The 23866-nt window shown below is 27.5% G+C and carries 27 protein-coding genes and 1 pseudogene; 12 read left to right on the top strand and 16 right to left on the bottom strand.

The genetic code is table 11. From position 1 onward, the window contains the following. Nucleotides 1-210: 210 nt before the first annotated feature. Genes CVOLT_RS04570 through mnmH form a run of 7 tightly spaced genes read left to right on the top strand, consistent with a single transcriptional unit; the run spans nucleotide 211 to nucleotide 5457 of the window. The gene (locus CVOLT_RS04570; protein ID WP_039665642.1) at nucleotides 211-1155 is read left to right on the top strand and encodes an NAD(P)-binding domain-containing protein; all 945 of its coding nucleotides are present in this window, start codon (nucleotides 211-213) and stop codon (nucleotides 1153-1155) included. Then, nucleotides 1149-1844, top strand: a complete 696-nt coding sequence (locus CVOLT_RS04575) for a tRNA1(Val) (adenine(37)-N6)-methyltransferase (protein WP_039665643.1) — start codon at nucleotides 1149-1151, stop codon at nucleotides 1842-1844. The genes CVOLT_RS04570 and CVOLT_RS04575 overlap by 7 nt, the downstream gene beginning before the upstream one ends. After that, nucleotides 1831-2202: a YkgJ family cysteine cluster protein gene (locus tag CVOLT_RS04580; protein ID WP_039665644.1), complete on the top strand. Its 372-nt coding sequence runs from the start codon at nucleotides 1831-1833 to the stop codon at nucleotides 2200-2202. Before CVOLT_RS04575 ends, CVOLT_RS04580 begins: the two co-directional genes overlap by 14 nt. Further along, nucleotides 2178-3413 (top strand): tetratricopeptide repeat protein, encoded by a 1236-nt coding sequence (locus CVOLT_RS04585; protein WP_039665645.1) that lies wholly within the window; start codon nucleotides 2178-2180, stop codon nucleotides 3411-3413. Before CVOLT_RS04580 ends, CVOLT_RS04585 begins: the two co-directional genes overlap by 25 nt. Next, nucleotides 3398-3991, top strand: a complete 594-nt coding sequence (locus CVOLT_RS04590; RefSeq protein WP_039665646.1) for a beta/alpha barrel domain-containing protein — start codon at nucleotides 3398-3400, stop codon at nucleotides 3989-3991. Before CVOLT_RS04585 ends, CVOLT_RS04590 begins: the two co-directional genes overlap by 16 nt. Nucleotide 3992: 1 nt before the next feature. Beyond that, on the top strand, nucleotides 3993-4481 hold the full coding sequence (locus CVOLT_RS04595) for an HIT family hydrolase, FHIT branch (RefSeq protein ID WP_039665647.1): 489 nt from the start codon (nucleotides 3993-3995) through the stop codon (nucleotides 4479-4481). Further along, nucleotides 4474-5457 carry a tRNA 2-selenouridine(34) synthase MnmH gene (mnmH, locus tag CVOLT_RS04600; RefSeq protein ID WP_039665648.1) on the top strand — a complete coding sequence of 328 codons (984 nt, stop codon included), beginning with the start codon at nucleotides 4474-4476 and terminating at the stop codon, nucleotides 5455-5457. The genes CVOLT_RS04595 and mnmH overlap by 8 nt, the downstream gene beginning before the upstream one ends. On the opposite strand, the gene CVOLT_RS04605 is transcribed toward mnmH, so the two are convergent. Genes CVOLT_RS04605 through CVOLT_RS04615 form a run of 3 tightly spaced genes read right to left on the bottom strand, consistent with a single transcriptional unit; the run spans nucleotide 5446 to nucleotide 8876 of the window. Beyond that, nucleotides 5446-6969, bottom strand: coding sequence for an inorganic phosphate transporter (locus CVOLT_RS04605; RefSeq protein ID WP_039665649.1), 1524 nt, complete (start codon nucleotides 6967-6969; stop codon nucleotides 5446-5448). The two genes, mnmH and CVOLT_RS04605, sit on opposite strands and share 12 nt — an antisense overlap. Before the next feature lie 42 nt (nucleotides 6970-7011). After that, nucleotides 7012-8112, bottom strand: coding sequence for a 4-hydroxythreonine-4-phosphate dehydrogenase (pdxA, locus tag CVOLT_RS04610; protein WP_039665650.1), 1101 nt, complete (start codon nucleotides 8110-8112; stop codon nucleotides 7012-7014). Beyond that, a complete protein-coding gene (locus CVOLT_RS04615; protein ID WP_039665651.1) occupies nucleotides 8109-8876 on the bottom strand; it encodes a pyridoxine 5'-phosphate synthase in 768 nt (255 codons plus the stop codon). The genes pdxA and CVOLT_RS04615 overlap by 4 nt, the downstream gene beginning before the upstream one ends. 55 nt (nucleotides 8877-8931) lie before the next feature. Between CVOLT_RS04615 and CVOLT_RS04620 the strand changes: the two genes are divergently transcribed. Genes CVOLT_RS04620 through CVOLT_RS04630 form a run of 3 tightly spaced genes read left to right on the top strand, consistent with a single transcriptional unit; the run spans nucleotide 8932 to nucleotide 10999 of the window. After that, the gene (locus CVOLT_RS04620) at nucleotides 8932-9906 is read left to right on the top strand and encodes an exopolyphosphatase, Ppx/GppA family (protein WP_039665652.1); all 975 of its coding nucleotides are present in this window, start codon (nucleotides 8932-8934) and stop codon (nucleotides 9904-9906) included. Beyond that, nucleotides 9906-10349, top strand: coding sequence for a GatB/YqeY domain-containing protein (locus tag CVOLT_RS04625; protein WP_039665653.1), 444 nt, complete (start codon nucleotides 9906-9908; stop codon nucleotides 10347-10349). The genes CVOLT_RS04620 and CVOLT_RS04625 overlap by 1 nt, the downstream gene beginning before the upstream one ends. Continuing rightward, nucleotides 10346-10999: a DNA/RNA endonuclease G gene (locus tag CVOLT_RS04630; RefSeq protein ID WP_039665654.1), complete on the top strand. Its 654-nt coding sequence runs from the start codon at nucleotides 10346-10348 to the stop codon at nucleotides 10997-10999. The genes CVOLT_RS04625 and CVOLT_RS04630 overlap by 4 nt, the downstream gene beginning before the upstream one ends. A 21-nt stretch (nucleotides 11000-11020) precedes the next feature. On the opposite strand, the gene dnaK is transcribed toward CVOLT_RS04630, so the two are convergent. From dnaK to CVOLT_RS04645, 3 genes are read right to left on the bottom strand one after another with little or no spacing between them, the layout of a single operon-like run. Further along, complete coding sequence (gene dnaK / locus CVOLT_RS04635) at nucleotides 11021-12889, bottom strand: molecular chaperone DnaK (protein ID WP_039665655.1); 1869 nt, start codon at nucleotides 12887-12889, stop codon at nucleotides 11021-11023. A 21-nt stretch (nucleotides 12890-12910) separates the two neighbouring features. Continuing rightward, nucleotides 12911-13420 (bottom strand): nucleotide exchange factor GrpE, encoded by a 510-nt coding sequence (gene grpE / locus CVOLT_RS04640; protein WP_039665656.1) that lies wholly within the window; start codon nucleotides 13418-13420, stop codon nucleotides 12911-12913. Then, on the bottom strand, nucleotides 13417-14199 hold the full coding sequence (locus CVOLT_RS04645; RefSeq protein ID WP_039665657.1) for an HrcA family transcriptional regulator: 783 nt from the start codon (nucleotides 14197-14199) through the stop codon (nucleotides 13417-13419). The genes grpE and CVOLT_RS04645 overlap by 4 nt, the downstream gene beginning before the upstream one ends. 238 nt (nucleotides 14200-14437) lie before the next feature. Between CVOLT_RS04645 and CVOLT_RS08110 the strand changes: the two genes are divergently transcribed. Then, nucleotides 14438-14569 carry a hypothetical protein gene (locus CVOLT_RS08110; protein ID WP_256375836.1) on the top strand — a complete coding sequence of 44 codons (132 nt, stop codon included), beginning with the start codon at nucleotides 14438-14440 and terminating at the stop codon, nucleotides 14567-14569. Here the strand turns inward: CVOLT_RS08110 and CVOLT_RS04650 are convergent. From CVOLT_RS04650 to CVOLT_RS04670, 5 genes are read right to left on the bottom strand one after another with little or no spacing between them, the layout of a single operon-like run. Beyond that, the gene (locus CVOLT_RS04650) at nucleotides 14558-15187 is read right to left on the bottom strand and encodes a hypothetical protein (protein WP_052243176.1); all 630 of its coding nucleotides are present in this window, start codon (nucleotides 15185-15187) and stop codon (nucleotides 14558-14560) included. The genes CVOLT_RS08110 and CVOLT_RS04650 overlap by 12 nt on opposite strands. Then, nucleotides 15184-15420, bottom strand: coding sequence for a CDK5 domain-containing protein (locus tag CVOLT_RS04655; RefSeq protein ID WP_039665658.1), 237 nt, complete (start codon nucleotides 15418-15420; stop codon nucleotides 15184-15186). Before CVOLT_RS04655 ends, CVOLT_RS04650 begins: the two co-directional genes overlap by 4 nt. Then, entirely contained in the window at nucleotides 15404-16456 is a 1053-nt protein-coding gene (locus CVOLT_RS04660; RefSeq protein WP_039665659.1) for a DHH family phosphoesterase, read from the bottom strand. Before CVOLT_RS04660 ends, CVOLT_RS04655 begins: the two co-directional genes overlap by 17 nt. Nucleotides 16457-16465: 9 nt before the next feature. Then, entirely contained in the window at nucleotides 16466-18625 is a 2160-nt protein-coding gene (gene flhA, locus CVOLT_RS04665) for a flagellar biosynthesis protein FlhA (RefSeq protein ID WP_039665660.1), read from the bottom strand. Continuing rightward, the gene (locus CVOLT_RS04670; protein WP_039665661.1) at nucleotides 18618-19022 is read right to left on the bottom strand and encodes an Rrf2 family transcriptional regulator; all 405 of its coding nucleotides are present in this window, start codon (nucleotides 19020-19022) and stop codon (nucleotides 18618-18620) included. Before CVOLT_RS04670 ends, flhA begins: the two co-directional genes overlap by 8 nt. Nucleotides 19023-19226: 204 nt before the next feature. On the opposite strand from CVOLT_RS04670, the gene rpsO reads away from it, so the two are divergent. After that, nucleotides 19227-19499, top strand: coding sequence for a 30S ribosomal protein S15 (gene rpsO, locus CVOLT_RS04675; RefSeq protein ID WP_039665662.1), 273 nt, complete (start codon nucleotides 19227-19229; stop codon nucleotides 19497-19499). Between the two features lie 196 nt (nucleotides 19500-19695). Here the strand turns inward: rpsO and CVOLT_RS04680 are convergent. From CVOLT_RS04680 to ilvC, 5 genes and pseudogenes are all read right to left on the bottom strand, one after another. Further along, nucleotides 19696-20582, bottom strand: a pseudogene (locus CVOLT_RS04680) (RsmB/NOP family class I SAM-dependent RNA methyltransferase). Next, nucleotides 20569-20955 carry a Holliday junction resolvase RuvX gene (gene ruvX, locus CVOLT_RS04685; RefSeq protein ID WP_039665663.1) on the bottom strand — a complete coding sequence of 129 codons (387 nt, stop codon included), beginning with the start codon at nucleotides 20953-20955 and terminating at the stop codon, nucleotides 20569-20571. The pseudogene CVOLT_RS04680 and the gene ruvX overlap by 14 nt, the downstream one beginning before the upstream one ends. Then, nucleotides 20952-21719, bottom strand: coding sequence for a DNA-processing protein DprA (locus CVOLT_RS04690; RefSeq protein ID WP_039665664.1), 768 nt, complete (start codon nucleotides 21717-21719; stop codon nucleotides 20952-20954). The genes ruvX and CVOLT_RS04690 overlap by 4 nt, the downstream gene beginning before the upstream one ends. Then, the gene (locus tag CVOLT_RS04695; RefSeq protein ID WP_039665665.1) at nucleotides 21703-22809 is read right to left on the bottom strand and encodes a divergent polysaccharide deacetylase family protein; all 1107 of its coding nucleotides are present in this window, start codon (nucleotides 22807-22809) and stop codon (nucleotides 21703-21705) included. The genes CVOLT_RS04690 and CVOLT_RS04695 overlap by 17 nt, the downstream gene beginning before the upstream one ends. Beyond that, nucleotides 22810-23832, bottom strand: coding sequence for a ketol-acid reductoisomerase (ilvC, locus tag CVOLT_RS04700; protein WP_039665666.1), 1023 nt, complete (start codon nucleotides 23830-23832; stop codon nucleotides 22810-22812). Nucleotides 23833-23866 lie beyond the last annotated feature (34 nt).

The raw sequence follows: 23866 nt of genomic DNA on the forward strand, positions 1-23866 counted from the left end.
TAATCTTTTAATATAAAATAAATAAAATTTTATACAAAAATTATCTTATTTGGTTTATTTTTGCACATTAAAAATATATATAATAAAAATTTATTATTTTTAAATTAAAAATTATTATGTAGTAATAGTGAAATTTATAATTATATTTTATTTTTTATTATCATTTTTTTGATAAATTTTACTAATTAAATATATTTATAAAGGGAAAAGATGAAAATTTTTGATATGGTAGTTATTGGCGCTGGGCCTGCTGGTATCGCAGCTGGAGTAGAAGCAAAAATAAAAAATAAAGAAGTAATTATATTAGAAAAAGCTGATGCAATTTGTCAAACTTTAGTTAAATTTTACAAAGAAGGCAAAAGGGTTGATAAAGCTTATAAAGGTTGTGATAGCACAAATCATGGTCATATAGATTTTAACGATGGAACTAGAGAAAGCACTATAGAAACTTTTGAAAAGACAATCAAAGAACATAATCTTGAAATTAAATTTTCAAGCGAAGTTGAAAGTATCAAACAAGATGGTGAAAATTTTATCGTTAGCACTGCAAATGAAAACTATATTTGCAAAAACGCTGTAGTTGCTATAGGTAGAATGGGCAAGCCGAACAAGCCAAGCTATGCTCTACCTATGACTTTAACTAAAATCATAAATTTTAACGCTAATTCTACTAGTCAAAATGAAAAAATTTTGGTAGTTGGCGGAGGAAATTCAGCTGCAGAATATGCAATAGATCTAGCTAAAAATAACGATGTTACACTTTGTTATAGAAGAGAAACTTTTTCAAGATTAAACGATATCAATCTTGAAGATTTGCAAAAAGCATTTAACGAAGGCGCTATTAAAGCAAAACTTGGCATAGATATTATAAGTGTTGAAGATGAAAGTGGCAAAGCTAAGGTTAATTTTACTGATAATTCTAGTGAAATTTATGATCGTATTATTTATGCTATAGGTGGTTCAACTCCACTTGATTTTTTACAAAAATGCTCTATACAAGTAGATGATAAAGGCGTTCCAAGCTTTGATGAAAATAAAGAAAGTAATGTTAAAGGCTTATTTGTAGCTGGAGACATAGCTAGTAAAAATGGTGCTTCTATCGTTGTGGGTTTAAATGATGCATTTAAAATCTGCAACCATCTTTATAAATGCTAAAGCTCTTTCAATATCCAAAAGGCTATCGTTACAACAATGATAGTCTTTTACTTTTTGATTTTTTATCCAAACAAAATTTACAAGGAAATGTTTTAGATATAGGTTGTGGTTGTGGAATTATAGGCTTATTAATAAAACAAAAATTTCCAAATTCTAAAGTTTTTATGCTTGATATACAACAAAAAAATATTGATTTAACTTGTAAAAATTCTATAGAAAATGGCTTAAATGTTAAAACTATTTGTCAAGATTTTTTATACTTTAAAAGTGATATTAGATTTGATTATTTAGTTTCTAATCCTCCATTTTATAAACAAAATACCCAAAAAACAGATAATTTACATATGAACATTTCAAGATATCAAGAATTTATGCCACTTGAAAAAATGATAGCTAAAATAAATTCCATAATTAAACCAAATGGAAAAATTTATATGTGCTATGAGGCTGAATTTTTAGATGTAATTTGTGCTTATTTTATGCAATATAAAATAAAACTTACCAAATTACAATTTATCCACTCTAATAATGCTAAATCAGCAAGATTGATACTATTAGAAGCTAGAAAAAATAACAAAAGTCCTATTGAAATTTTACCACCACTATTTATGTATGAAAATGATAAGTTAAGTCAAGCTATAGAAGAAATTTATAAAACAACTGGAACAATTAGTTATGATTTACAATAAAGATTATGATTACACTTTCGATGAAAGTGCTTGTCAAAGATGTCAAGGAAAATGTTGCACTGGAGAAAGTGGCTATATATTTGCTAGTCAAGATGAGCTTTATAAAATAGCAAATTTTTTAAATTTGAGTTTTGAAGAATTTCAAAAACAATACCTCATCAAAGTTGGCTTTAAATTTAGTTTTAAAGAAGCAAAATACGAAGATGGTTATCGTTGTATTTTTTTTGATACAATGCATAAAAAGTGTCTAATATACAAATATAGACCAAATCAATGCAAGACTTTTCCATTTTGGGAATATTTTAAAACGCATAAAAAGGAGTTGCAAAAAGAATGCATAGGGGTTTGCTTTCATTAATCATATTAATATCCATTTTTAGCTATACTTTTGCCAAAAACGAACAAGAACTTCTAAAAGCTTTAATTTACGAAGAACATTTTGAATACAAAAATGCCTATGAAATTTATGCAAAATTATTTAAAGATAGTAATGAAAGTATTTATTTACAAAAAGCTTTATTTTTAGCTTTAAGTAATGATTTTAAAGAAAAAGAACAGCTTTTAAAAGACTCAAAAGACTTTTTACATTTACCTGCTATAGCAAGATTGCATGCTTTATATGCTTTTGAAAAAGGTGATTATCAAGAAGCAGAAAATTTAGTTTTTAATCTTATTAAAAATGAACAAGATTATAAAAATTATGAATTATTAGGTGATATTTACACAAGAAAAGGATTATTTACAAAAGCTTTAAAAGAATATAACAAAGCTTATGAACTTTTTGCTCATGAAAATCTTTTACTTAAAATAGTAGAACTTAATGTAAGAACTAAAAATATCAATCAAGCCAAAAAAGATTTAGAAACTTTTAGAAAAAATTATGGATGTTCATTGAAAACTTGTACTTTGCTTTTAAAAATTTATCAAGAGCAAAACAATACTCAAGCTAGCATAGAATTACTTCAAAATTTATATAAAATCAACAATGATATAAAATATATCTATGCCATTATAGAGCTTTTAAGTAAAGAAAAAAAATACACTCAAGCTTTAAATATCGCCAAAGAATACAATATAGGCACAGATACTAAAGTATTTTTATATACTCAACTTAAAGATTACAAAAAAGCTTATGAAGAAGTTTTAAAACAATACCAATTAAGTAAAAATAAAAAATACCTTTCAATGGCTGCCATTTTAGAATTTGAAAATTACGCAAATACAAAAAGTAAAAAAATCACTGATAAAAAAAGACTAGAATCAATCTTAAAAAAATTTGAAGAAAGTGTTGATATACGCAGCGAGGCTTTGTATCAAAATTTTTATGGCTATACTTTAATAGAATATGATGTAGACATTAAAAAAGGTATAGAGCTAGTAGAATGGGCTTTAGAGCAAGAACCTGAAAATCTTTATTATCTTGATTCGCTAGCTTGGGGGTATTATAAACTAAATGATTGTAAAAAAGCTTATGAAATTTTACAAAAAACCCTACATGATAAAGAATTTTCAAATTCACCAGAAAGCAAAGAGCATTTAGAGGCTATAAAAAAATGTTTGAAAAAATAAACTTATTAGAGCAAAATTTCAAACAAAGTCAAAAAAAATTAGAACAAAAAAAAGAAAAAATTCCTTATGATGTTTTAGGTAGAAGTCTAGCTTCTAATGCTTTTTATCCTAAAGATTTATATTTAATGTTATTAGAAAATCAAATTTCAAATATTTTATTTTTAAATGATTTAAATTTTAAAAAAGATGATTTTGATGGAGTTATCATCAATACTTTTTTAGAAGATATACAAAATCTTAGCCTGTTTAGACGCTATAGTCAAAAACCCATCATACAATTTGATTTTATTTTTGATGAATATCAAATTTTAGAAAGTCTAGTATATGGCGCAGATGCATTTTATATACAACCAAAAATGCTTACAACATTGCAACTTAAAAAACTTTACAATTTTGCTATTCACTTAGGTTTAGAAGCTATATTTTTCACACAAGATAAAAGTGATATAAATCATTCTATATTAGCAGGAGCAAGAATTTTTCATATAGAAGATGAAGAGCTTTTAAAATTTTTACCTAAAAATAAAGCCATTATAAGTAAAAATATCAAACATCTTCACGCTTGCATAAAGGAATAAAATGGAATATTTATACGCACCTTGGAGAGATACATATTTTAATCAAAAAGATAAAAATTCTTGTCCATTTTGTAAATGTAATGAAGTTTTAGATCAAGATGAAGCTTTTGGAGTGATTTTTAGGGCAAAATATTGTTTTGCAATTATGAATAAATTTCCTTATAGTCCTGGACATTTTATGATCATACCCTATGAGCATACTGAAAATATAGAAGATTTAGATGATAAAATTTGGATACAAATGAGCCAATATGTGCAAATTGGTGTGAAAATTTTAAAAGGTGAACTTTTTGCTCAAGGTGTAAATATCGGTATGAATTTAAGCACAGCAGCAGGAGCTGGTATAGCACCTCATTGTCATTATCATTTAGTGCCAAGATGGCAAGGGGATACTAATTTTATTACTACTATTGCAAACACTAGAGTATGTGGAAGTGATTTAAAACAAATTTATGAAAAACTACGCAAAGCTTTTTTAGCTCATGTTTGAAGAAGTTGAATTTGATCAATTTCAAAATTACAATTTTGATTTGATTATAGATGCTAGAAGCCCTAGAGAATTTCAACACTCTCATATTAAAAATTCCAAAAATTACTATGCTTTAAATGATGAAGAATTTAAAGAAATTGGCGCTATCTACACTAAAAATAAGGGCTTAGCAAAAGCAAAAGGTGCAAGTTATATTTGTAAAAATATGAGTTATCATATTAAAGATATTTATGATAAATACAAAATTAGATCTTTGGTGGGGATTTATTGTGCTAAAGGTGGAATGAGATTAAAATCTTTATCATTAATACTTAGTGAGCTTGGATATAAGGTTGTGAGATTAAAAGGTGGTTATAAGGGATATAGAAGTTATTTGAATGATTTTTTCAAGCAAAAATTAAATATAAAATTTTATTGTTTATGCGGCAATACTGCAAGTGGCAAAAGTGATTTGTTAAATTTATTAGACAATGCTTTAAATCTTGAAAAATTAGCAAATCATCAAGGATCAAGCTTTGGAAAGATATATGGTGAGCAACCAAGTCAAAAATCCTTTGAAGATGAGCTATTTCATTTTTTAAAACACTACCCTTATAAAACTTGTTTTATAGAAGCTGAAAGTCGGCAAATTGGAAATTTAACCTTGCCATTAAATTTATACCAAGCTATGCAAAATGCTGAAAAAATTTGGTGTGAATGCTCTATAAATTTAAGAATTGATAGAATATTAAAAGATTATTCTAAAATTAAAAAAGAATATTTTTATCATTGTGTGGAAAAAATCTCTCCTTATATTAGTAAAGATTTCAAACACAATCTTTTACAAAATTATGAAAATAATGATCTTAAAAATTGTGCTTTAATGCTTTTTGAATACTATGATAAGGTTTATAAAAAACCTTTAAAAATAAATCATTACATCAATACAGATAATTTACATCAAGCAAAAAAATATCTTATAAATTTACAAGATTAAAATTTGAACAAATATCATAAAAATAATACTTGATAAAATTCCTGCTACAGGTAAGGTAATCACCCAAGCAAGGCCAATAGGTTTCATCATATTCCATTTTGCATCTTTGTTAAACACCCCTATTCCAAGTATCGCTCCGATTAAAATATGTGTTGAGCTAACAGGAATTCCTAATTGAGTTGCCAAAAGTATAACTATACTGGCACCAAGTTCAGCACTAAAACCTGTAGTTGGTTTAATTTGAGCTAATTTTGATCCAACAGTTTGGATAACTTCTTTGCCTAAAAACCAAAGCCCAATAACCAAAGATATACCAAACATCAACATTACAGCAAATGGGACTGGCGAGCTTGGATTGATTGTGTTATTTTTAAGCACATCTAAAATTGCAGCAAATGGGCCTAGAGCATTGGCAATATCATTAGCCCCATGCGAAAAAGCAAAACTTGAAGCAGTAAAAATTTGAAACCACGAAAAAATCTTTTCTATGGTTTTATTTAATTCTGTTTTTTTCATCAATCTAACAACTGCTAGAGTTACTATATAAGCAAAAATGGAAATAATAAAAACTATCCATAAATTTTGCATCAAATTTAAAGTAGAAACCTTGTTTAATCCTTTAAACAAAAACATAGAAGAAATCACCAAAGCAGCCACACCAGCTATCAATGGCACATGAAATTTCATCTTACTAAAAACATCTATATCTTTTTCTTTGTCTTTTAATTGTTTAATTTTTAATTTATACTCACTTTTTTTCTCATCATCATCTAGCACTATAGCGCTTAATTCTTTAATCTGTTCTTCTTGAGATTTATTTTGTAAATTTTTAAAATATTCTTCTTTAAATGCTTTTTTCTCTTTTTTAATTTCTTTAATTTTGACATTAATAAGCGAAGAAGGCTCTAAAATTCGTTTATAAATATATGAGTAAATCAAATACGCAACAAGTCCTCCAAGCAAGGGAGAGATAATCCAACTTGCAACAATTTTATAAATTCCATTCCAATTTACCATAGAAAAAGCTTCATGTTGATTAAAAAACATAAAACCCATAGCGATACTAGCACCCACTATGCCACCTATAATACTATGAGTAGTAGATACAGGCAATCCTTTTTTACTAGCTATTAAAAGCCAAATCCCTGAACTTAATAATGCTGAAAGCATAATACACACAAAAACCATAGGATCAACACCATTTGGTAAAACTACAATACCGCTTCTTATGGTATTTGTCACAGAACCACCTGCAAAAATAGCTCCGCTTAATTCAAATACAGCAGCGATGATCAAAGCTTGTTTTATCGTAACAGTTTTAGCGCCCACACTTGTTCCAAAGGAATTTGCAACATCATTGCCGCCTATATTAAATGCCATAAAAATCCCAAAAACACTTGCAAGAATAAATAAAATCATAGAATTATTAGGTATATAATTATACCCCCAAACAAAAAAACATAAAACGCTAATTATAAAAATAAAAAACGCTATCATATTGTCCTTATTCAAGTGCTCTCCTTAGGATTATTTTGTTTATCATTTTAGTAAAATTTACTTATTTTTTTCTTTTATTTTTAAAAACTCTAAAGCTGATTTTACAGCTTGGATATAACTTTGTAAATTTATTTTTTTATTTTTATATGCTATGTCATAAGCTGTTCCATGATCAACGCTTGTTCTAATAATGGGCAAATTTAAACTCACATTAATACTTTTTTCAAAATACAAAGCTTTTAATGGAGCTAATGCCACATCATGATACATACTGACTAAATACTTACATTTTTTTAAAGAAGAAGGTATAAAAGCACTATCAGCAACCAAAGGCTCATTGATGAAAATATCTTCTTTAAAATTTAATGCCTTTTCTTTCTCACTAAGTAAAACATCATTACTAAGCTCATTTAAATTTAAGCCATCATCTTTTAAAAAAACATTGGCTATTTTGATAGCTTTTTTTATTTGAATTTCTTCTTCTCCGCCTATAACCCCATCATCACTTGCATGTGGATTAAAACTTAAAACACCTATGGGTTTAAATAATGTGCATTGATAAAATTGTATTAAAAATTTAGCAAGATCTAAAGCATTAATGTACTTATAAACTTCTCTTAAAGCGATATGTTCAGTATATAAAGCTACAAATAATTCTTCACAACCTAACATCATAATAGCATCTTTATCAAAAAAAGCTCTTAAGGCTTCAGTATGGCCTTTGTAGTTAATTTGACTCATTTGCCAAGCTTTTTTATTAATAGGTAAAGTTGTTAAAGCATCTAAATAATTTCTTGTGCATTTACTTGCAGCTTGAAAACTTAAAAATGAATAAGCTCCAACTTTTGCATCAAGCATGCCTGCATTAATAGTAAAATCAATATCCACTTCTTGATCTAACAAAGCAGTGTAAGTATAAATTTTAAAATTTCTTTTTTTTTCTTTAAAGATAAAATTTTCTTGCTCTTTAGAAGAAAACTCTACTAAATTAAATTCATCTTGCAATGTTATATTTAAAAGCTTACTTGCTTTTAAAAATATTTCATAATGAATAAAATAAAAAGGCTCGCAAATTTTTATAAGCTCTTTATGTGCTTGTAGTAAAATTTGCATACTAATGCCATTTAAATCCCCTATGCTAATTGCGACTTTTTTCATCTTTGCATCAAAGCTTTCATTTGTAAAATAGCTTCTTTTAAACCTATAAAAATAGATTTTGCTACTATGCTTTGACCTATGTTTAATTCTTCAATTTCTAAAATATTGACTATATTTTTTATATTTTGATAATTAAGTCCATGACCCGCTGCAACTTTAAGTCCTAATTGCTTTGCAAATTTAGCACTTTCTTTAAGTCTTAAAAGTTCTTCATCTAAAAGTGTTTTTAAATCATTTTTTTCTAAAAGTAAATTAGAGATTGCATAAGAAGTGTGGTTGATGTTAGTATATAAAGCATTATAAATATTTGCATAAAACCCTGTATGAAGCTCTATATAATCAGCATTTAACTCTTTGGATTTTTCTATATCTTTTAAATTTGGATCAATAAATAAAGAAGTTTCAATTTGAGCTTGTTTTAACTTTAAGATAGCTTCTTGTAATTTTTCATTATTTAAATTCAATCCACCCTCTGTTGTTAGCTCTTGTCTTTTTTCAGGCACCAAAGTAACCCTAGAAGGTTTGTATTTTAAAGCATATTCTATCATATCAAGAGAGCATTCAAGATTGACTATGCATTTGCAATATTTTAAAATATTTTCTAAATCGTTTTCATTTGCATGTCTGCAATCTTCTCTTACATGTATGGTTATTTGATCACACAAAGGTGAAACTAAAAATGCAGCTTCTAATAAATCAGGATCATTTACTTTTCTAGCTTCTCTTAAAACAGCAATATGATCAATATTTACCCCTAAAAGCATAAGTTTTCCTTATATTTTTTTAGATATTATACTTTAATTTTTTTAAGGAGTATTGGTGCTAGGTATAGATTTAGGCTCAAATACCTTAAGAGCTGTTTTAATGGATGAAAATTTTAATAAGCTTCAAAGCGAAGAATTTATCATAGGTACTGCCAAAAATATGAAAAATTCAAATATTAGCGATGAAGCTATCCAAAAATTATTTGATGCATTAAATACTTTAAAAAACAAAAATTATGATTTAAAAAACGCTAAAGCAGTAGCTACAGCAGCTTTTAGAAAAGCTAAAAATACTAAAGAAATTTTTGAAAAAATCAAACAAGAATTCAAACTCAAAATCACACTAATTGATCCAAATACTGAAGCAAAACTAAGCATTTTGGCCATGCAAGAAAGATTAAAAAGATTGCATATTTTTAGGAAAGATTTTAATTATTGTGATTTAGGTGGGGCTTCTTGTGAAATTTCAAATGCTAAAATTAGCAAAAGTTTTGATTTTGGTATTATAAGTTTTTATGAGAAAAATCATTTTAAACACTCTAAACATAATGCTTTTGTTAAATTTTTCAAAAAAAACCCTAAGCAATTAAAACGCATAAAAAATAAAATTTTAAAATTTCATTTTAGTCCTTATCATCCTCATTTTAAACAATTATTCTTTAATGCTTTTAAAGAAACTATAATGGCTAAAAAGATACTAAAAAGTCAGTATTTTGTTTTAAATTCAGGTGTGCCTACTACACTTTATGCTTATAAACAAAAAATCAAATATAAAGATTATAAAGAAGAAAAAATCAATGGTAAAATGCTAAATTCTAAAGATTTTTTAAATTTTGCTATAAAAATTTGGAATTTAGAGCAAGAAAAAGCTAAAATTTACCTAGGTGATAATAGAAAAAAATACCTAATAGCTGGTGCTTTACTTCTTTATACTTTATTTGATAAAGAAAAACTCATCATCATTGATGATGGGATTAGAGAGGGAGTTTGCATAGCTCATTTTAAAAATATCTCATATAAAGGAATATAATGAATTTAAAAGAACAAATTTTAGAAGACATCAAAGATGCAATGCGATGTAAGAATGATTTTAAAAGAAATACTTTAAGAACTTTAAATGCTTGTTTTAAGCAAATTGAAGTAGATGAGAAAATCACTCTTGATAATGATAGAATTTATAAAATCATTGCTAGTGAAATCAAAAAAAGAAACGAAGCTTCTTTAGCTTTTAACAAAGGCTCTAGGGAAGATTTAGCACAAAAAGAATTGGCTGAAATTGCTATTTTAAGTACATATTTACCAAAGCAACTAAGCGATGAAGAATTAGAAAATGAGCTCAAAAAATTAATAGAAAAATTACAAATTAGCTCCTTGAAAGAACAAGGTGTACTAATGAAAGAAGCCAAAGCACTTTTTGGAGCAAGTGTGGATGGTAAAAGACTTAACGAAGCAGTTAGAAAACTTTTAGCATGAAAAAAATACTTTCTTTATGTGTTTTAGCTTTAAGTTCTTTTGCATACACCCAATACGAGCTTGACCCTAGTTTTAAAAAGTATTTTCAAAACTGCTCATTGTTGATGGATAAGTATTATTATATTAATTGCTATGATTATACTTATAAAGGCACAAAAGCAATAGCTTACAAACTTGAAGCTAGAATTTTAAACCAAGGACATATTAAAAAACGCCCTAAATTTTCAGAAGATACTAATATACCGAAAAAATATAGAACTTATTGGCAAGATTATATAAAAAGTGGCTATACAAGAGGCCATGTAGTACCTAATCAATCCATGAATGCTACTCCACAAGCTCAGCTTAGTACTTTTTTAATGAGCAATGTTACTCCTCAAAAAAAAGATATTAATGCAGAAATTTGGAATGAAATTGAGCAAAGAGAAAGATATCTAGCTAAGAAAAACCAAGAATTGCAAGTATTAAATTTAATACTTTATGATGAAAATCCAAAACGCATTAAAAATAATATAGCTATACCAAGTTTTTATATAAAAATTTTAAAAGCAAAAAATTATAGCGAATGTTATAAAGTCCCAAATAATGATAATTTTGCAAGATTTGATAGAAAGTATTTCAAAGAAAATTGTAAAAAATATATAAAGTAGGTTTTACAACCTACTTTTAAATTATTCTACTTCTGCATCTATTACATCATCATCTTTTTTCTTTTTATCTTCGCTTGGCTTTTCATCTTTTTTATACATATTTTCAGCTAATTTATGAGAAACCTCGCTCAATGCTTTCATTTTGTTTTCTATCTCTTCTTTGGAAGCATTTACATTTTTTAAAGTTTCTTTTAAATCATCAAGTGCTTTTTGGATATTTGCCTTATCCTCATCACTTACTTTTTCTCCAAGCTCGCTTAAAGATTTTTCAACTTGATGTACTAAACTATCAGCAGCATTTCTTGCTTCTACAGCTTCTTTGCGTTTTCTATCTTCTTCTTTATGAAGTTCTGCATCTTTTACCATATTGTTGATTTCTTCTTCACTTAAGCCGCTAGAACCTGTGATTTTGATCTCTTGAGCTTTACCAGTTGCTTTATCTTTAGCACTAACTGTTAAAATTCCATTTGCATCTATATCAAATGTAACTTCAATTTGTGGCATGCCGCGAGGTGCAGGTGGGATTCCTTCAAGATTAAAATTACCCAAAGATTTATTATCACGGCTAAATTCTCTCTCACCTTGTAAAACATTTATAGTAACTGCACTTTGATTGTCTTCAGCAGTTGAGAAAGTTTGCTCTTTTTTAGTAGGTATAGTTGTACCTTTTTCAATGATTTTAGTCATAACTCCACCTAAAGTTTCAATACCCAAAGAAAGCGGAGTAACATCAAGCAACAATACATCCTTAACATCACCTTTTATAACCGCTCCTTGAATTGCAGCACCAATTGCCACAACTTCATCAGGATTAACTGATTTATTTAAATCTTTACCAAAAGCTTTTTTAACTTCTTCTTGAACTAAAGGAACACGAGTTGATCCACCCACCATTACAATTTCTTTGATTTCATTCTTATCAAGTCCAGCATCTTTTACAACTTCATTGATTTTGCTAATCGTTTCAGACACCAAACCTTCAATCATACTTTCAAATTTAGCTCTTGTTAAAGTTTTTGTTAAGTGTTTTGGACCACTTGCATCAGCTGTAATAAATGGTAAATTTACATTAGTTTCATTTGCTGAACTGAGTTCTTTTTTAGCATTTTCAGCTGCTTCTTTTAATCTTTGTAAAGCCATTACATCATTTTTAAGATCAATTCCTGTTTCATCTTTAAATTCATTTGCTAAAAAGTCTATTAACTTATTATCAAAATCATCACCACCTAAAAATGCATTACCACCAGTTGCCAAAACCTCTACTACATTATCTCCTGTTTCAAGCACTGTAACATCAAATGTTCCACCACCTAAATCATAAACTACTATTTTTTCACTTTCTTTTTTATCAAGCCCATAAGCTAAAGCTGCTGCCGTTGGTTCGTTTATAATTCTTAAAACATTAAGCCCTGCTATAGTTCCTGCTTCTTTGGTAGCTTTTCTTTGTGCATCATTAAAATATGCTGGAACTGTTATAACCGCATCTTCAACCTTTTCACCTAAAAAAGCTTCAGCATCTTCTTTTAATTTCATCAAAACTTTTGCTGAAATTTCTTGCGGAGTATAAATTTTACCAGCTATTTCTATAGCACAAGCTCCATTTCTTTCTGTTATATGATAAGGAAGACGATTTTTAGCTTCTTTAGCTGCATCTTCATTGATCATCAAACCCATAATTCTTTTTATAGAATAAATGGTTTTTTCAGGATTAGTTACAGCTTGACGCTTAGCACTATCTCCAACTAAAATTTCACCTTTATCAGTAAAAGCTACTACTGAAGGAGTTGTATTTTTACCTTCTTTATTAGGGATAACTTTACTCTCCCCTCTTTCATACACGCTTACACAAGAATTAGTTGTTCCTAAATCTATACCTATAACTTTACTCATTTTTATTCTCCTTTATTAAATTTATTTTGCAACGCTAACTTTGGCTGATCTTATGATTCTATCATTCATCATATAACCCTTTTGTAAAAGAGCTACTATGTGACCGCTTTCATGATCAGCACTTTCTACATGAAACATAGCTTCATGTAAATTTGGATCAAATTCACCACTAGCTTCCACTGGTTTAACCATATGTTTTTCTAGTTTTTTCAAAAGTAAATCAAGTGTATTTTGCACACCTTCTTTAATTTTTAAACTAATTTCATCATTAGCTTCTACATTTACAGCCGCCTCCAAAGCATCTACTACATCAAGCAAATCTTTTGCAAAACTTTCATTTGCATAAATAGTTGCTGAAATTTTTTCCTTTTCCATTCTTTTTTTGATATTTTCAAATTCAGCATTTGCTCTTAAATAAGTATCTTTTAATTCATCATATTGTGCTTGAAGTTTTTGAAGCTCATCGTTTTGTTCTTCTAAAACTTGCGTATTTTCATCAAGCATTTCTTCATTTTGCTTTTCTTCGCTCATGCAGCCTCCTTTATAATGTTTAACATTGTTTTAAAATCAGAATATATGCTTCCAGCAAAAATCGCGCTAGATTTTTGACCTAAAAACATACTCTTAAGCTTTAATCCCATAAATCCTTCTTCAAACAAAGGATTAAATTTTAATTTTTTATCAAAATAAAAACCAATTTGTGGAGATAAAAGCTTAGCAAATTCATCATTTTGATAAATTTGATAAGCTTTGCTCTCGTTATATCTATAATAAACCATTGCCTGCTTTAGCATAGAAATTTTTTCTAATAACTCTTTAAAATTTACCTTAAAAGCTAAATTTTCTATATCTTTTAACTCAAGTCCAATTAATCTTTGGATAAATAAAAAAGAATCTTGACTAAATTTTAAAACCAATTCATTTTTTATAAAATCAAGTATAATAAATTTATTATTTACAACTTCAACATCATTTAAAACTAAATTATCTCCTCCATAAATTAAAGTATAAATTTCAAATTTATCAAGCAAAAATTCCAACAAAGCAAGATCGTTAATAATGATTTCATTATCACAAAGTTGCTCATTCCAATAAGCTTTCATAGCCCTATTAGTAGGAATTCTTCCGCTACTTATGTGAAGTTGAGTTAAAACTCCCTCATCGCTTAATTTTTTAAAATACACCCTTATAGTAGAAGCTGGAATGCAAACTTTATTATTTAACTCATTAGAACCCACAGGAACATTACCATCCAAATAAGTTTCTATAATGGTTCTTAAGATTAAATCTTTTTTGTCATAAGACTTCACTATAAACCTTTTTTTATAAATTAGCACTCAATATTTTTAAGTGCTGAAATTATTATACAACTTTAGTAATACAATGTCAAGTTATTTTTAAATAAATTTACTTAAAATATTTTAGTCTATATAACTAAAGTTTATTTAGTTTCTATAAATAAATTTAATAAATATATTTTTCAGCTATTTTAAAAGTTAAAATTATTATAATTTCATTAGCAATATTATAAAAAGGTTTACTTCAGTTATGAAAAATTTAACACTTAGAGAAAAACAAGACTTAAATTCATATGTGTTTTCAAACATAGAAAAAAGAAAAATGGCCTTAAATAGAGTTTTAAAGTTATATTTTATTAAGCTTTTTAGATTAGTTTTTTAATCTGTATTTTTTCATTTCTTTTTGCGTAAAAGATAATTCTTTAAATTCTGGAGATGAAATAAGCTCCATACATTGTTTATCTAAATTTTCTATACCTATTACATACAAACTAGCTTGAGAAAATTCATCAAGAAATAAATCAAACATAACGCAATCTTGATTATTGACCTTATAAAGAATTTTACCGCCTGTGTTTTTATCTAAATTCAAAGCATGAATTTTTCCACTTTTACTTAAAAGTTTTAAATCATTAGCAAAAGAATGGTTTAAAGTATAATAAACCATAAAATCTCGCATAATATTTTTAATTTCACTAAGCTCTTTTCTCATAGAAGTCAGATCTTTTAAATATAAACTCATAAAATTTGTATTAAGATATTCATTTAATGTTGCTTCATTGACATCTTTACAAGAATCATATTTTTTTAAAATATATGCTTTTTTATCACTTAAAACTATATCAACACAAGATTTTTTATCTTTTTTTAATTCTAAAATAGTAGCTTCTTTGGAGTAAAGATTAATTGAGTTTTGTTTATTGTAAGCAAAATCATTTAAAGTTTCATAAATATTTGCATAAGAAAAACTTACAATAAACAATAAAAATAAAATTTTCATACAAATAATTCACTATGATGTTGTTTAAGGTATTCTACAACTTCTAAAATTTCATCAACCCCTTCGCTTTGACTTTTAGCACACACATCGTCAATACAATCAATATAATACTCTATCGCTTTATCAAGTTTTTCTTTTTTCACTCCAGCATATAAAAGCATAGCTTCAAGTACTATACTTAATTCATATTGCAAATTTTCTATTTCTTCTTTTAAATTATGATTTGCTTTCATTATTTTCCTTTAATTCTTTGCTTTTAATTAAATCCATAAATTGAGCTTTGATAAATTCATAATTTGAACTATCTTTGTAAGAAGCAAACATCCCGCCACTAGCATTTTTATGGCCTCCACCATTGACTAAATTTTTAGCCATTAAACTAACATCTATTTTATTATTAGCTCTAAAACTTAAAGTTTTTCTCGAGCTAATATCTACAAAAAAATCAAAATCAGGATTTTGAGTTAAAAAATCATTCCCAATGACAGAAGTATTGCCTATGTTTGAAGTAAGTAAGCCTTTTTGACCTTTATATATAACACTAAATTTTTCTTTATCAAATTTTAATCTTTCTACTACAAATTTAGAAATTAAATTACTTAAGGTATCATCATTTTGCATCTTAAAAAAAGATTTTTTCAAGCTATGTAAATCATTGTCTAAATCAATATGAGCTTTTTCTTTTTTAATATACAATCTTGATTTATCAAAAAGATGAAAAATATATTTGATATTTTCATTGGCAAACATTACTCTGTTAATTTCTTTAGCACCAGCTACCATACCTAATAAAACCTTGCCTAACTCAAAATTTTTATCATGACTTAGCCAAATATCTACAGCATTAACAACATCTACAAATTCACTTAAAGATTTATCTTCACTACAGCATTTTGAAAAAAAATCATAAACAATTTTCGTTGCACATCTTTGATCATCTAAAAAATACCAAGGATACTTCAATGCACATTCTAATCCACTTTGATGGTGATCTAAAAGCAAAAGTTTGATTTTTTTACCCTCAATAGCTTTTTGAAATTCTTCACATTGGTTTAAGGTTAAATTTAAATCAGTGATTAAAATAACATATTCTTCATTAGGATTGATCTTCAAATCTTCTTCAATATTTTTAAAAATAACATTAAAGTTTTCATTGATTTCTTTCCCATAATTAGAATTATAAAAAAAGCAATTTTTAAAATAAAAATTTACTACATATTGACAAGCATAACCATCTAAATCAGTATGAGAAAGATGATAAATTTTCATATTTTATCCTTATAAATCATCAACTTTTATAATACCTTCTGTCTCAAATTTAGTATTTTCTGCAATCTCAGCAAAACTAAGCACAGTTATATTTATACCAAAATTTGAACAAATATCTGCGATAAATTTTCTAAGTTGTGGTTCTACACAAAGCAAGAAAGGTTTAATTCTAGTATTTGCCACACTTGCAAGCTCAGCTTTTAAAGCTTCAACCAAGGCTCCAGTTTGAGCTACATTGATCATTAAATGATAAGCTCCATCTTTAAATTGAACATGCTCCATTAGTTTTGCTGCAGCAGCTGCATCAAATATATAAAAGCTTATATTACCTTTTTCATCCACATATAAATTTGTAATCACTCTTGCCAAAGATGCTCTTACATGCTCTATAATCATATCCAAACTCTTGCTAACTTCAGCAATATCGCTAATTGATTCAAGTATAGTAAGCATATCTTTAATCGGAATATGCTCTTTAAGCAAGGCTTTTAATACCTTTTGTATCAAGCCAATACTTGCAACCCTTAAACAATCATCCACAACAATAGGATAATCATTTTTAATTTTATCAAGTAAATTCTGAACTTCTTGTTTAGTTAAAAGCTCTGATGCATTAGCTTTGATAAGCTCACTCATGTGAGTTGAAATTACACTTGCTGGATCAATTACTATATAGCCATTTAGCGTTGCTTCATCTTTTAAAGAAGCATCTATCCAAAGCGCATCAGAATTAAAAGCTGGTTCTTTGGTAGCTATACCCTCTACTGGTTCAGTAATAAAGCCACTATCCATAGCTAAATATTTATCAGGATAAATTTCAGCACTAGCTATACCAACACCTTTTAATTTAAAAGTATATTCATTTGGTTTTAATTGCAAATTATCCCTAATTCTAATTTTTGGCATCAAAAATCCCAAACTTTGAGCTATATTGCGTCTTGTTGATCTTATGCGTTCTGTTAATTCACTTTCTGCTAATTTAATCAAACCATAGCCTAGTTCTAATTCCAAAATTTCTAATTTTAAAATATCTGTTATTTTATTTTCTTCTTCTTTTAGTATTTCCTCTTCGCTTCGTTTTTGCGGTTTAGCTTGCTCATCTTCTTGAGCTTCTTGATTTTTCTTGCTTAAAGATGGATCAAGTTGAATTTTACCTTCTTGAACCTGCTTAATCACAAAACCAAGTCCTAAAAACACTAAAGCCATAAAACCTAATGAAAAATGTGGCAAACCAGGAACTAAAGCAAAAATAAATAAAATAAAACCAACGATTAATAATGTTTTATATTCACCTAAAAGTTGATTGATAGAACCTTCAGCAAAATTATCTTCATCTTTACTTGCACGCGTAATGATGATTGCGGTTGCTGTTGAAGTGATAAGCCCTGGAATTTGAGATACAAGTCCATCACCTATAGTTAAGATAGTATAAGTAGATGCGCATTGATTAAGCTCCATATCATGCTGAAAATAACCTATCATAAATCCACCAATAAGATTAACAATGGTTATGATAATACCCGCAACAGCATCTCCTTTAATAAATTTAGAAGAACCGTCCATCGCTCCATAAAAATTAGCTTCTGCTATGATTTCTTGTCGTCTTTCTCTAGCAGTTTTTTCATCAATCAAGCCAGCATTTAAATCTGCATCAATAGCCATTTGCTTTCCTGGCATTGCATCAAGGGTAAATCTTGCTTGAACTTCAGAAACACGAGTACTACCTTTAGTAACGACCATAAAATTTATCAAAACTAAAATACAAAATACTACCACACCAATGACATAGTTTCCACCAACAACAAATTCACCAAAACTTGCGATGATATCACTTACTACAGCAGGTCCTTGATGCCCTTCGCTTAAAATCATACGCGTAGTAGCTATATTAAGCGAGAGTCTAAAAAGCGTGATGATTAAAAGTATAGTTGGAAAAGTTGTTAAATCAGTAGGTTTAGGGATATATAAAGAAATTAATATAATTAAAACAGAAATTGCTATACTCAATGCAAGAAAAAAATCTAAAACGATACTTGGTAAAGGAACAATGATGATCGCTAAAATTGCAATAATTACAGCAACAATTGTTAAACTTTTTGCCTTTAAAACTGGTGCAATAAGCGGCGCAATCCAAGGCAAAACCAAATTTACTATATTTTTTTTAGCCATTATTTTTTATGATATCTTCCAAGGTAATAGAAACTAAAAATTCATCAATTTTATTTTGCAGTGTGACTAAAACTGGCATTAAATTGCAATTATCACCTTTTTGTGAAGGACAAATTCCATTACTACACTCAAAAACATTAACAGATTTTTTTTCAACACTATTAATAATCTCTTTTAAAGTATATTCTTGCGGATTTTTAACCAAAACAAATCCACCTTTTGCGCCTTTAAATGATTTTAAAAGATTATCTTTTGCTAAAGCTTGTAAAATTTTTGCTAAAAAACTTTTTGGAATATCTAAAGCATTTGACATAGTATCAACATCTTGAGGCTCTTGAGACTTTGCTATGTGAATCAAAGATAATAATGCATATTCGCTAGCTTTTGTAAATAACACACTAATCCTTTTTTAAATCTTTAAATATTTTGATATTAAAAATATCTTAAATAATTTGTTTTAATAAAAAATTTATATTATATCAAAAAATAGTATCAATATTATTGAATTTTTACAATTTAAAATTTTATTTGATTTCAGATTTCTTTTTGGTTTTTTATGTATAATTTGCGTTTTAATTTTATACCGCTCAGGAGGTCTATCATGGCTTTAGATTCGGCTAAAAAAGCAGAAATTGTTGCAAAATTTGCTAGAAAAAGTGGAGATACTGGTTCTCCAGAAGTTCAAATAGCGCTTTTAAGTGCTAGAATTTCAGATTTAACTGAACACTTAAAAATCTACAAAAAAGATTTTTCATCTCGCTTGGGATTATTAAAACTTGTTGGTCAAAGAAAAAGATTACTTTCTTATCTTAAAAGAAAAGATTATCCAACTTATACTAAATTAATTAGCGAGTTAAATTTAAGAGATAAATAAGCATTTTGCTTATTTATCTGCATTTTTATATAATTTTTCTTCATTTTATAAATACATTTTTTATCTTTTTAAGTTTTAATTTTTATCATATTAATTCACAAGAGTTTCACAATGTGAATTTGCTTTCAAAATACCTAAAAATAGGAGTTTAAGTTTTCTAATAAAAAATATTTTTCACACAAAAATTTATTGATTTTTAAAGTTTTTTTATTTTAGCGATAAAAAAACCATCTGCAAAATCATCTGGCAAAACCCTTTTAGCAAAAGATAAATCAAAATTTTCACTTTGTGCTTGAATATATTTAACATTTGTAAGTTCAAAATCCATCATTTGTAATTGAAAATTTGGATTATTTAAAGCATTTTCAAGCACTTCTTCATTTTCTTCTTTTAAAAAGTGCTATAAACAAGTTCTCCACCATGTTTTAAAGCCTCTAAAGCAGAATGTAATAGTCTTTTTTGCAAATTTGAAATTTGCTTGATTTCTTTGATACTTTTTTGCACTTTAAGACCTAATTTAGAAAAAGTAGAACAAGGTGCATCTAATAAAATTTTATCAAATTTTAAAGGACATAGTTTTCCTATAGTTTTAGCATCTTTTAAAAAACATTTTGAATTATATACATGGTATTTTTCTATATTTTCTTTTAAGGTAAAAAATCTTGTCTTTGAAAATTCACAACAAGCTAAATATCCTGTATTTTGCATAAAATTTGCTAAATTAATACTTTTACCACCAGGTGCTGCACACATATCTAAAACACTATCTTGAGTTTTTACATCTAAAGTTTTAACACACAAATACGAAGAATAATTTTGTATATAAAATTTTCCTTCGTTAAAAGCATCCATAGAGCTTAACTTGCCTTTATATTCGTATGAAATTTTATAGCAAAATTCATCTATTTTATCAAAAGGTATTTTTTCTTTATTTAGTATTTGCTCTAATTTTTCTTCATTAGCAATCAAAGAATTTCTAAAAATATTAACATTTTTAGGTTTATTAAAGCTTTGTAAAATTATATTTTTTTGCTCACTAGAATAAATTTGCTCCAAGGCTAAATTTAAATCAAACAATGCCATAATAATTCTTTAAAATCAAATACGCAGCCAAAGAATCAAGCTTGCCATCTTTTTTCTTTAAATTTGCTACCTGAAGTTCTTGTGCTTGTTTGGAACTAAAACTCTCATCTACAAAAATAATTTCTTTTTCAAAATTTATTAAAGACACAAAATGTTCAATGCGTCTTTTCATCTCATCTTCACTAGATCCACCCTTAGGAATACCAACTACTAAAATATCTATCTCATAATCTTGCAAAATTTTACCTACATCTTTTGCTGCTTGGTTTCTATTTTTTCTTATAATAGCATCTAGTGGCATTGCTATTTTACAATCAATACAAAGTGCAAGTCCTATTCTTTTTAAACCAATGTCTAAAGCTAATGTTTTCATGACTTAACTCTCACGCTCAAGCCACAAATTTCAACCAAACCCTCAAGCTCATACTCATAAATTCTATCGCCAAATTTTTGCAAAATTTTATCTAAATTATTCTCTTTTTTAATAAATTCTAACAACTCATCATTATTACTTTTTTCTTCTAAAACTCCAAACATAGAAGCAAATTCAGAAAAATCATAAAGCAATTTAGCTTGATTTTTTGCTAGAAGTAAATTTGTACCTTCACTTTCTTGCCTTCTTTGAGGTAAAACATATATAGGTTTTTTCATACTTAAAGCAAGTCTTGCACTCTGCATAGAACCACTATATAAATCAGCTTGAGCTATAATCACAACTTCGCTTAAAGCAATAATTAGGCGATTTCTAAGTAAAAAATCATAAGGCTTGGGTTTATAAAAAGCTTCGTGTTCGCTTAAAGCTAAAGCATGTTCATAAATTTGCTCGATATATTTTTTATTGCTTTTTGGATAAATTTCATCAAGACCATTAGCAAAAATAGCTATAGTATTTGGAAATGCAGCATTAGCAGCTGTGATATCTACCCCCAAAGCTCCACCACTTACTATACAAATTTGTGCGCTTTTACAACAATTTACAAGCTCATAAATACAATTTTTAGTATAAACACTCATTTTTCTTGAGCCAATAATTGCTATTTTTCTATTTTTTAAAAGTTCTAAATTTCCTTTATAATACACATTAGCTGGAGGATCTTTTAAAGAATTAAATTCTTTAATATTATTTATAGATTTCATTTAAATACACAAGTTCAACTGAATTTAACAATTCTTTACTTTGCACTAAAGCTTCAAAGGTATTTTTTCTTGGATGAGCTATAGCTATAGCAAAACCTTTATTTTTAGCTTCATTAACTACTTGTATAATTTGTTTTTTGATATACTCAACATTATCTTCATTATCTAAAAATACATCTCTTGCTATATAAGGCTGATTATATTGTTTTGCAAGTTTTGGTGCTTTAGAATTACCAATGGTTCTTGAATCTACAAAAATAAAATCATTTTCCAAAAATACATCAAAAAGATTTTTCATAGCAGTTTCATCTGCGGTAAATAAACTACCGGTATGATTGTTGATAAATTTTAAATTTGGAAAATGCTTTTTTATATATGCTATGCGTTTAGATATAACTTCTTTGCTGTCTTTTGGCTCTAAGGTATTTAACTCAGCTTTATCGTATTTTATAGCAGCTAAAGGAAGATGCACCATAAAAAATTCAAAATCTTTGGCAAGTTCGGCTGTATAAGGATGTCGTTTATCTGGAGGAAAAAACGATGGGATAAGTTTTAAGTTAGTTTTTTTAAGCATATCAACATGAGTATGACTAGCCATATCATCTATAATAATAGCCAAAGATGGTTTGTTTGGTTTAGTTTGATGTAATTGTTTTTTTACTTGCTGTGAAGTTAAATTTTGCTCATTATTTATTTGCTTAGTAGGATTTTCATCTATTTTGCTTATTTGTTTAATATCTTCTAATTGCATATTATTAGAAGAATTTTGTTCCGTGCTTAAATTTATATCATCATTTTTTATTTTATTTTCTTGAGCATTATTATTAAAATTTAAAATTTCACTTATATTTTTATCTAAAAATTCTAATTTTTCATCTTTTAACGCAAAATTACTTTCGTTGTTTTCTAATGTTTCAAAAACATCTATTTTTTTCTGCGTAATAACCATAGGCTCAGTTATTTGAGTTTTATTTTTTACTTCAATATCTTTTTTTTGTAAAAATAAACTTCCTAAAAAAAGCAGTATAATCCCAAGCACTAGCACACAAAGTGCTAAAAGCACCTTGTATTTTGTATGTATATTTTTCAATTAATTTTTATCTTTATCTATTAATTTTTTAGCACTAATCCAAGGCATCATAGCACGAAGTTCACGACCTGTTTTTTCGATTAAAGATTCATTCATAATTTTTCTTTGAGCATGCATTCTAGCAAAATTAGCTCTTTTTTCTAAAATAAAATCCTTAGCAAAAGTCCCATTTTGTATGTCTTTTAAAACACATTTCATTGCTTCTTTGCTTTCTTTTGTGATGATTTTTTCACCTGTGATATAATCTCCATATTCAGCAGTATTTGATATAGAATATCTCATATCAGCAATACCTCCTTGATATATCAAATCCACAATCAATTTCATCTCGTGTAAGCATTCAAAATAAGCCATTTCAGGTTCATAACCAGCTTCAACCAAGGTTTCAAATCCAGCTTGGATTAAAGCCGTAAGTCCTCCACATAACACAGCTTGCTCGCCAAATAAATCTGTTTCAGTTTCTGCTTTGAATGTTGTTTCTATAATACCTGTTCTTCCACCACCAATCGCACTTGCATAACTTAAAGCTAATTTTTTAGCCATTTTACTTTCATCTTGATGAACAGCTATCAAACAAGGAGTCCCACCACCTATACTAAATTCATGTCTTACGGTGTGTCCTGGTGCTTTTGGTGCAATCATAATCACATCAATATCTTTTGGGGCAATAATTTGACCATAATGTATGTTAAAGCCATGAGCAAATGCTAAAGTTTTTCCAGATGTTAATTGCGGTTTGATTTCTAAATTAAAAATATCACTTTGAAGCTCATCAGGTGCTAAAATCATAATCACATCAGCTTCTTTTGTAGCTTCTTTAACACTTTTTACAGCAAAACCAGCATTTTGAGCTTTACTCCAACTTTGCCCATCTTCTTTTAAACCTATGATAACATCAACCCCGCTATCTCTTAAATTCATAGCATGAGCATGACCTTGAGAGCCAAATCCTATAATAGCTACTTTTTTTGATTTTATAAAATTTATATCACAATCTTTATCATAATAAATAGACACAGCCATTATATGCTCCTAAAAAATAAATTAAAGCAAAGAT

The organism is Campylobacter volucris (assembly GCF_008245045.1).
Lineage (GTDB): Bacteria > Campylobacterota > Campylobacteria > Campylobacterales > Campylobacteraceae > Campylobacter_D > Campylobacter_D volucris.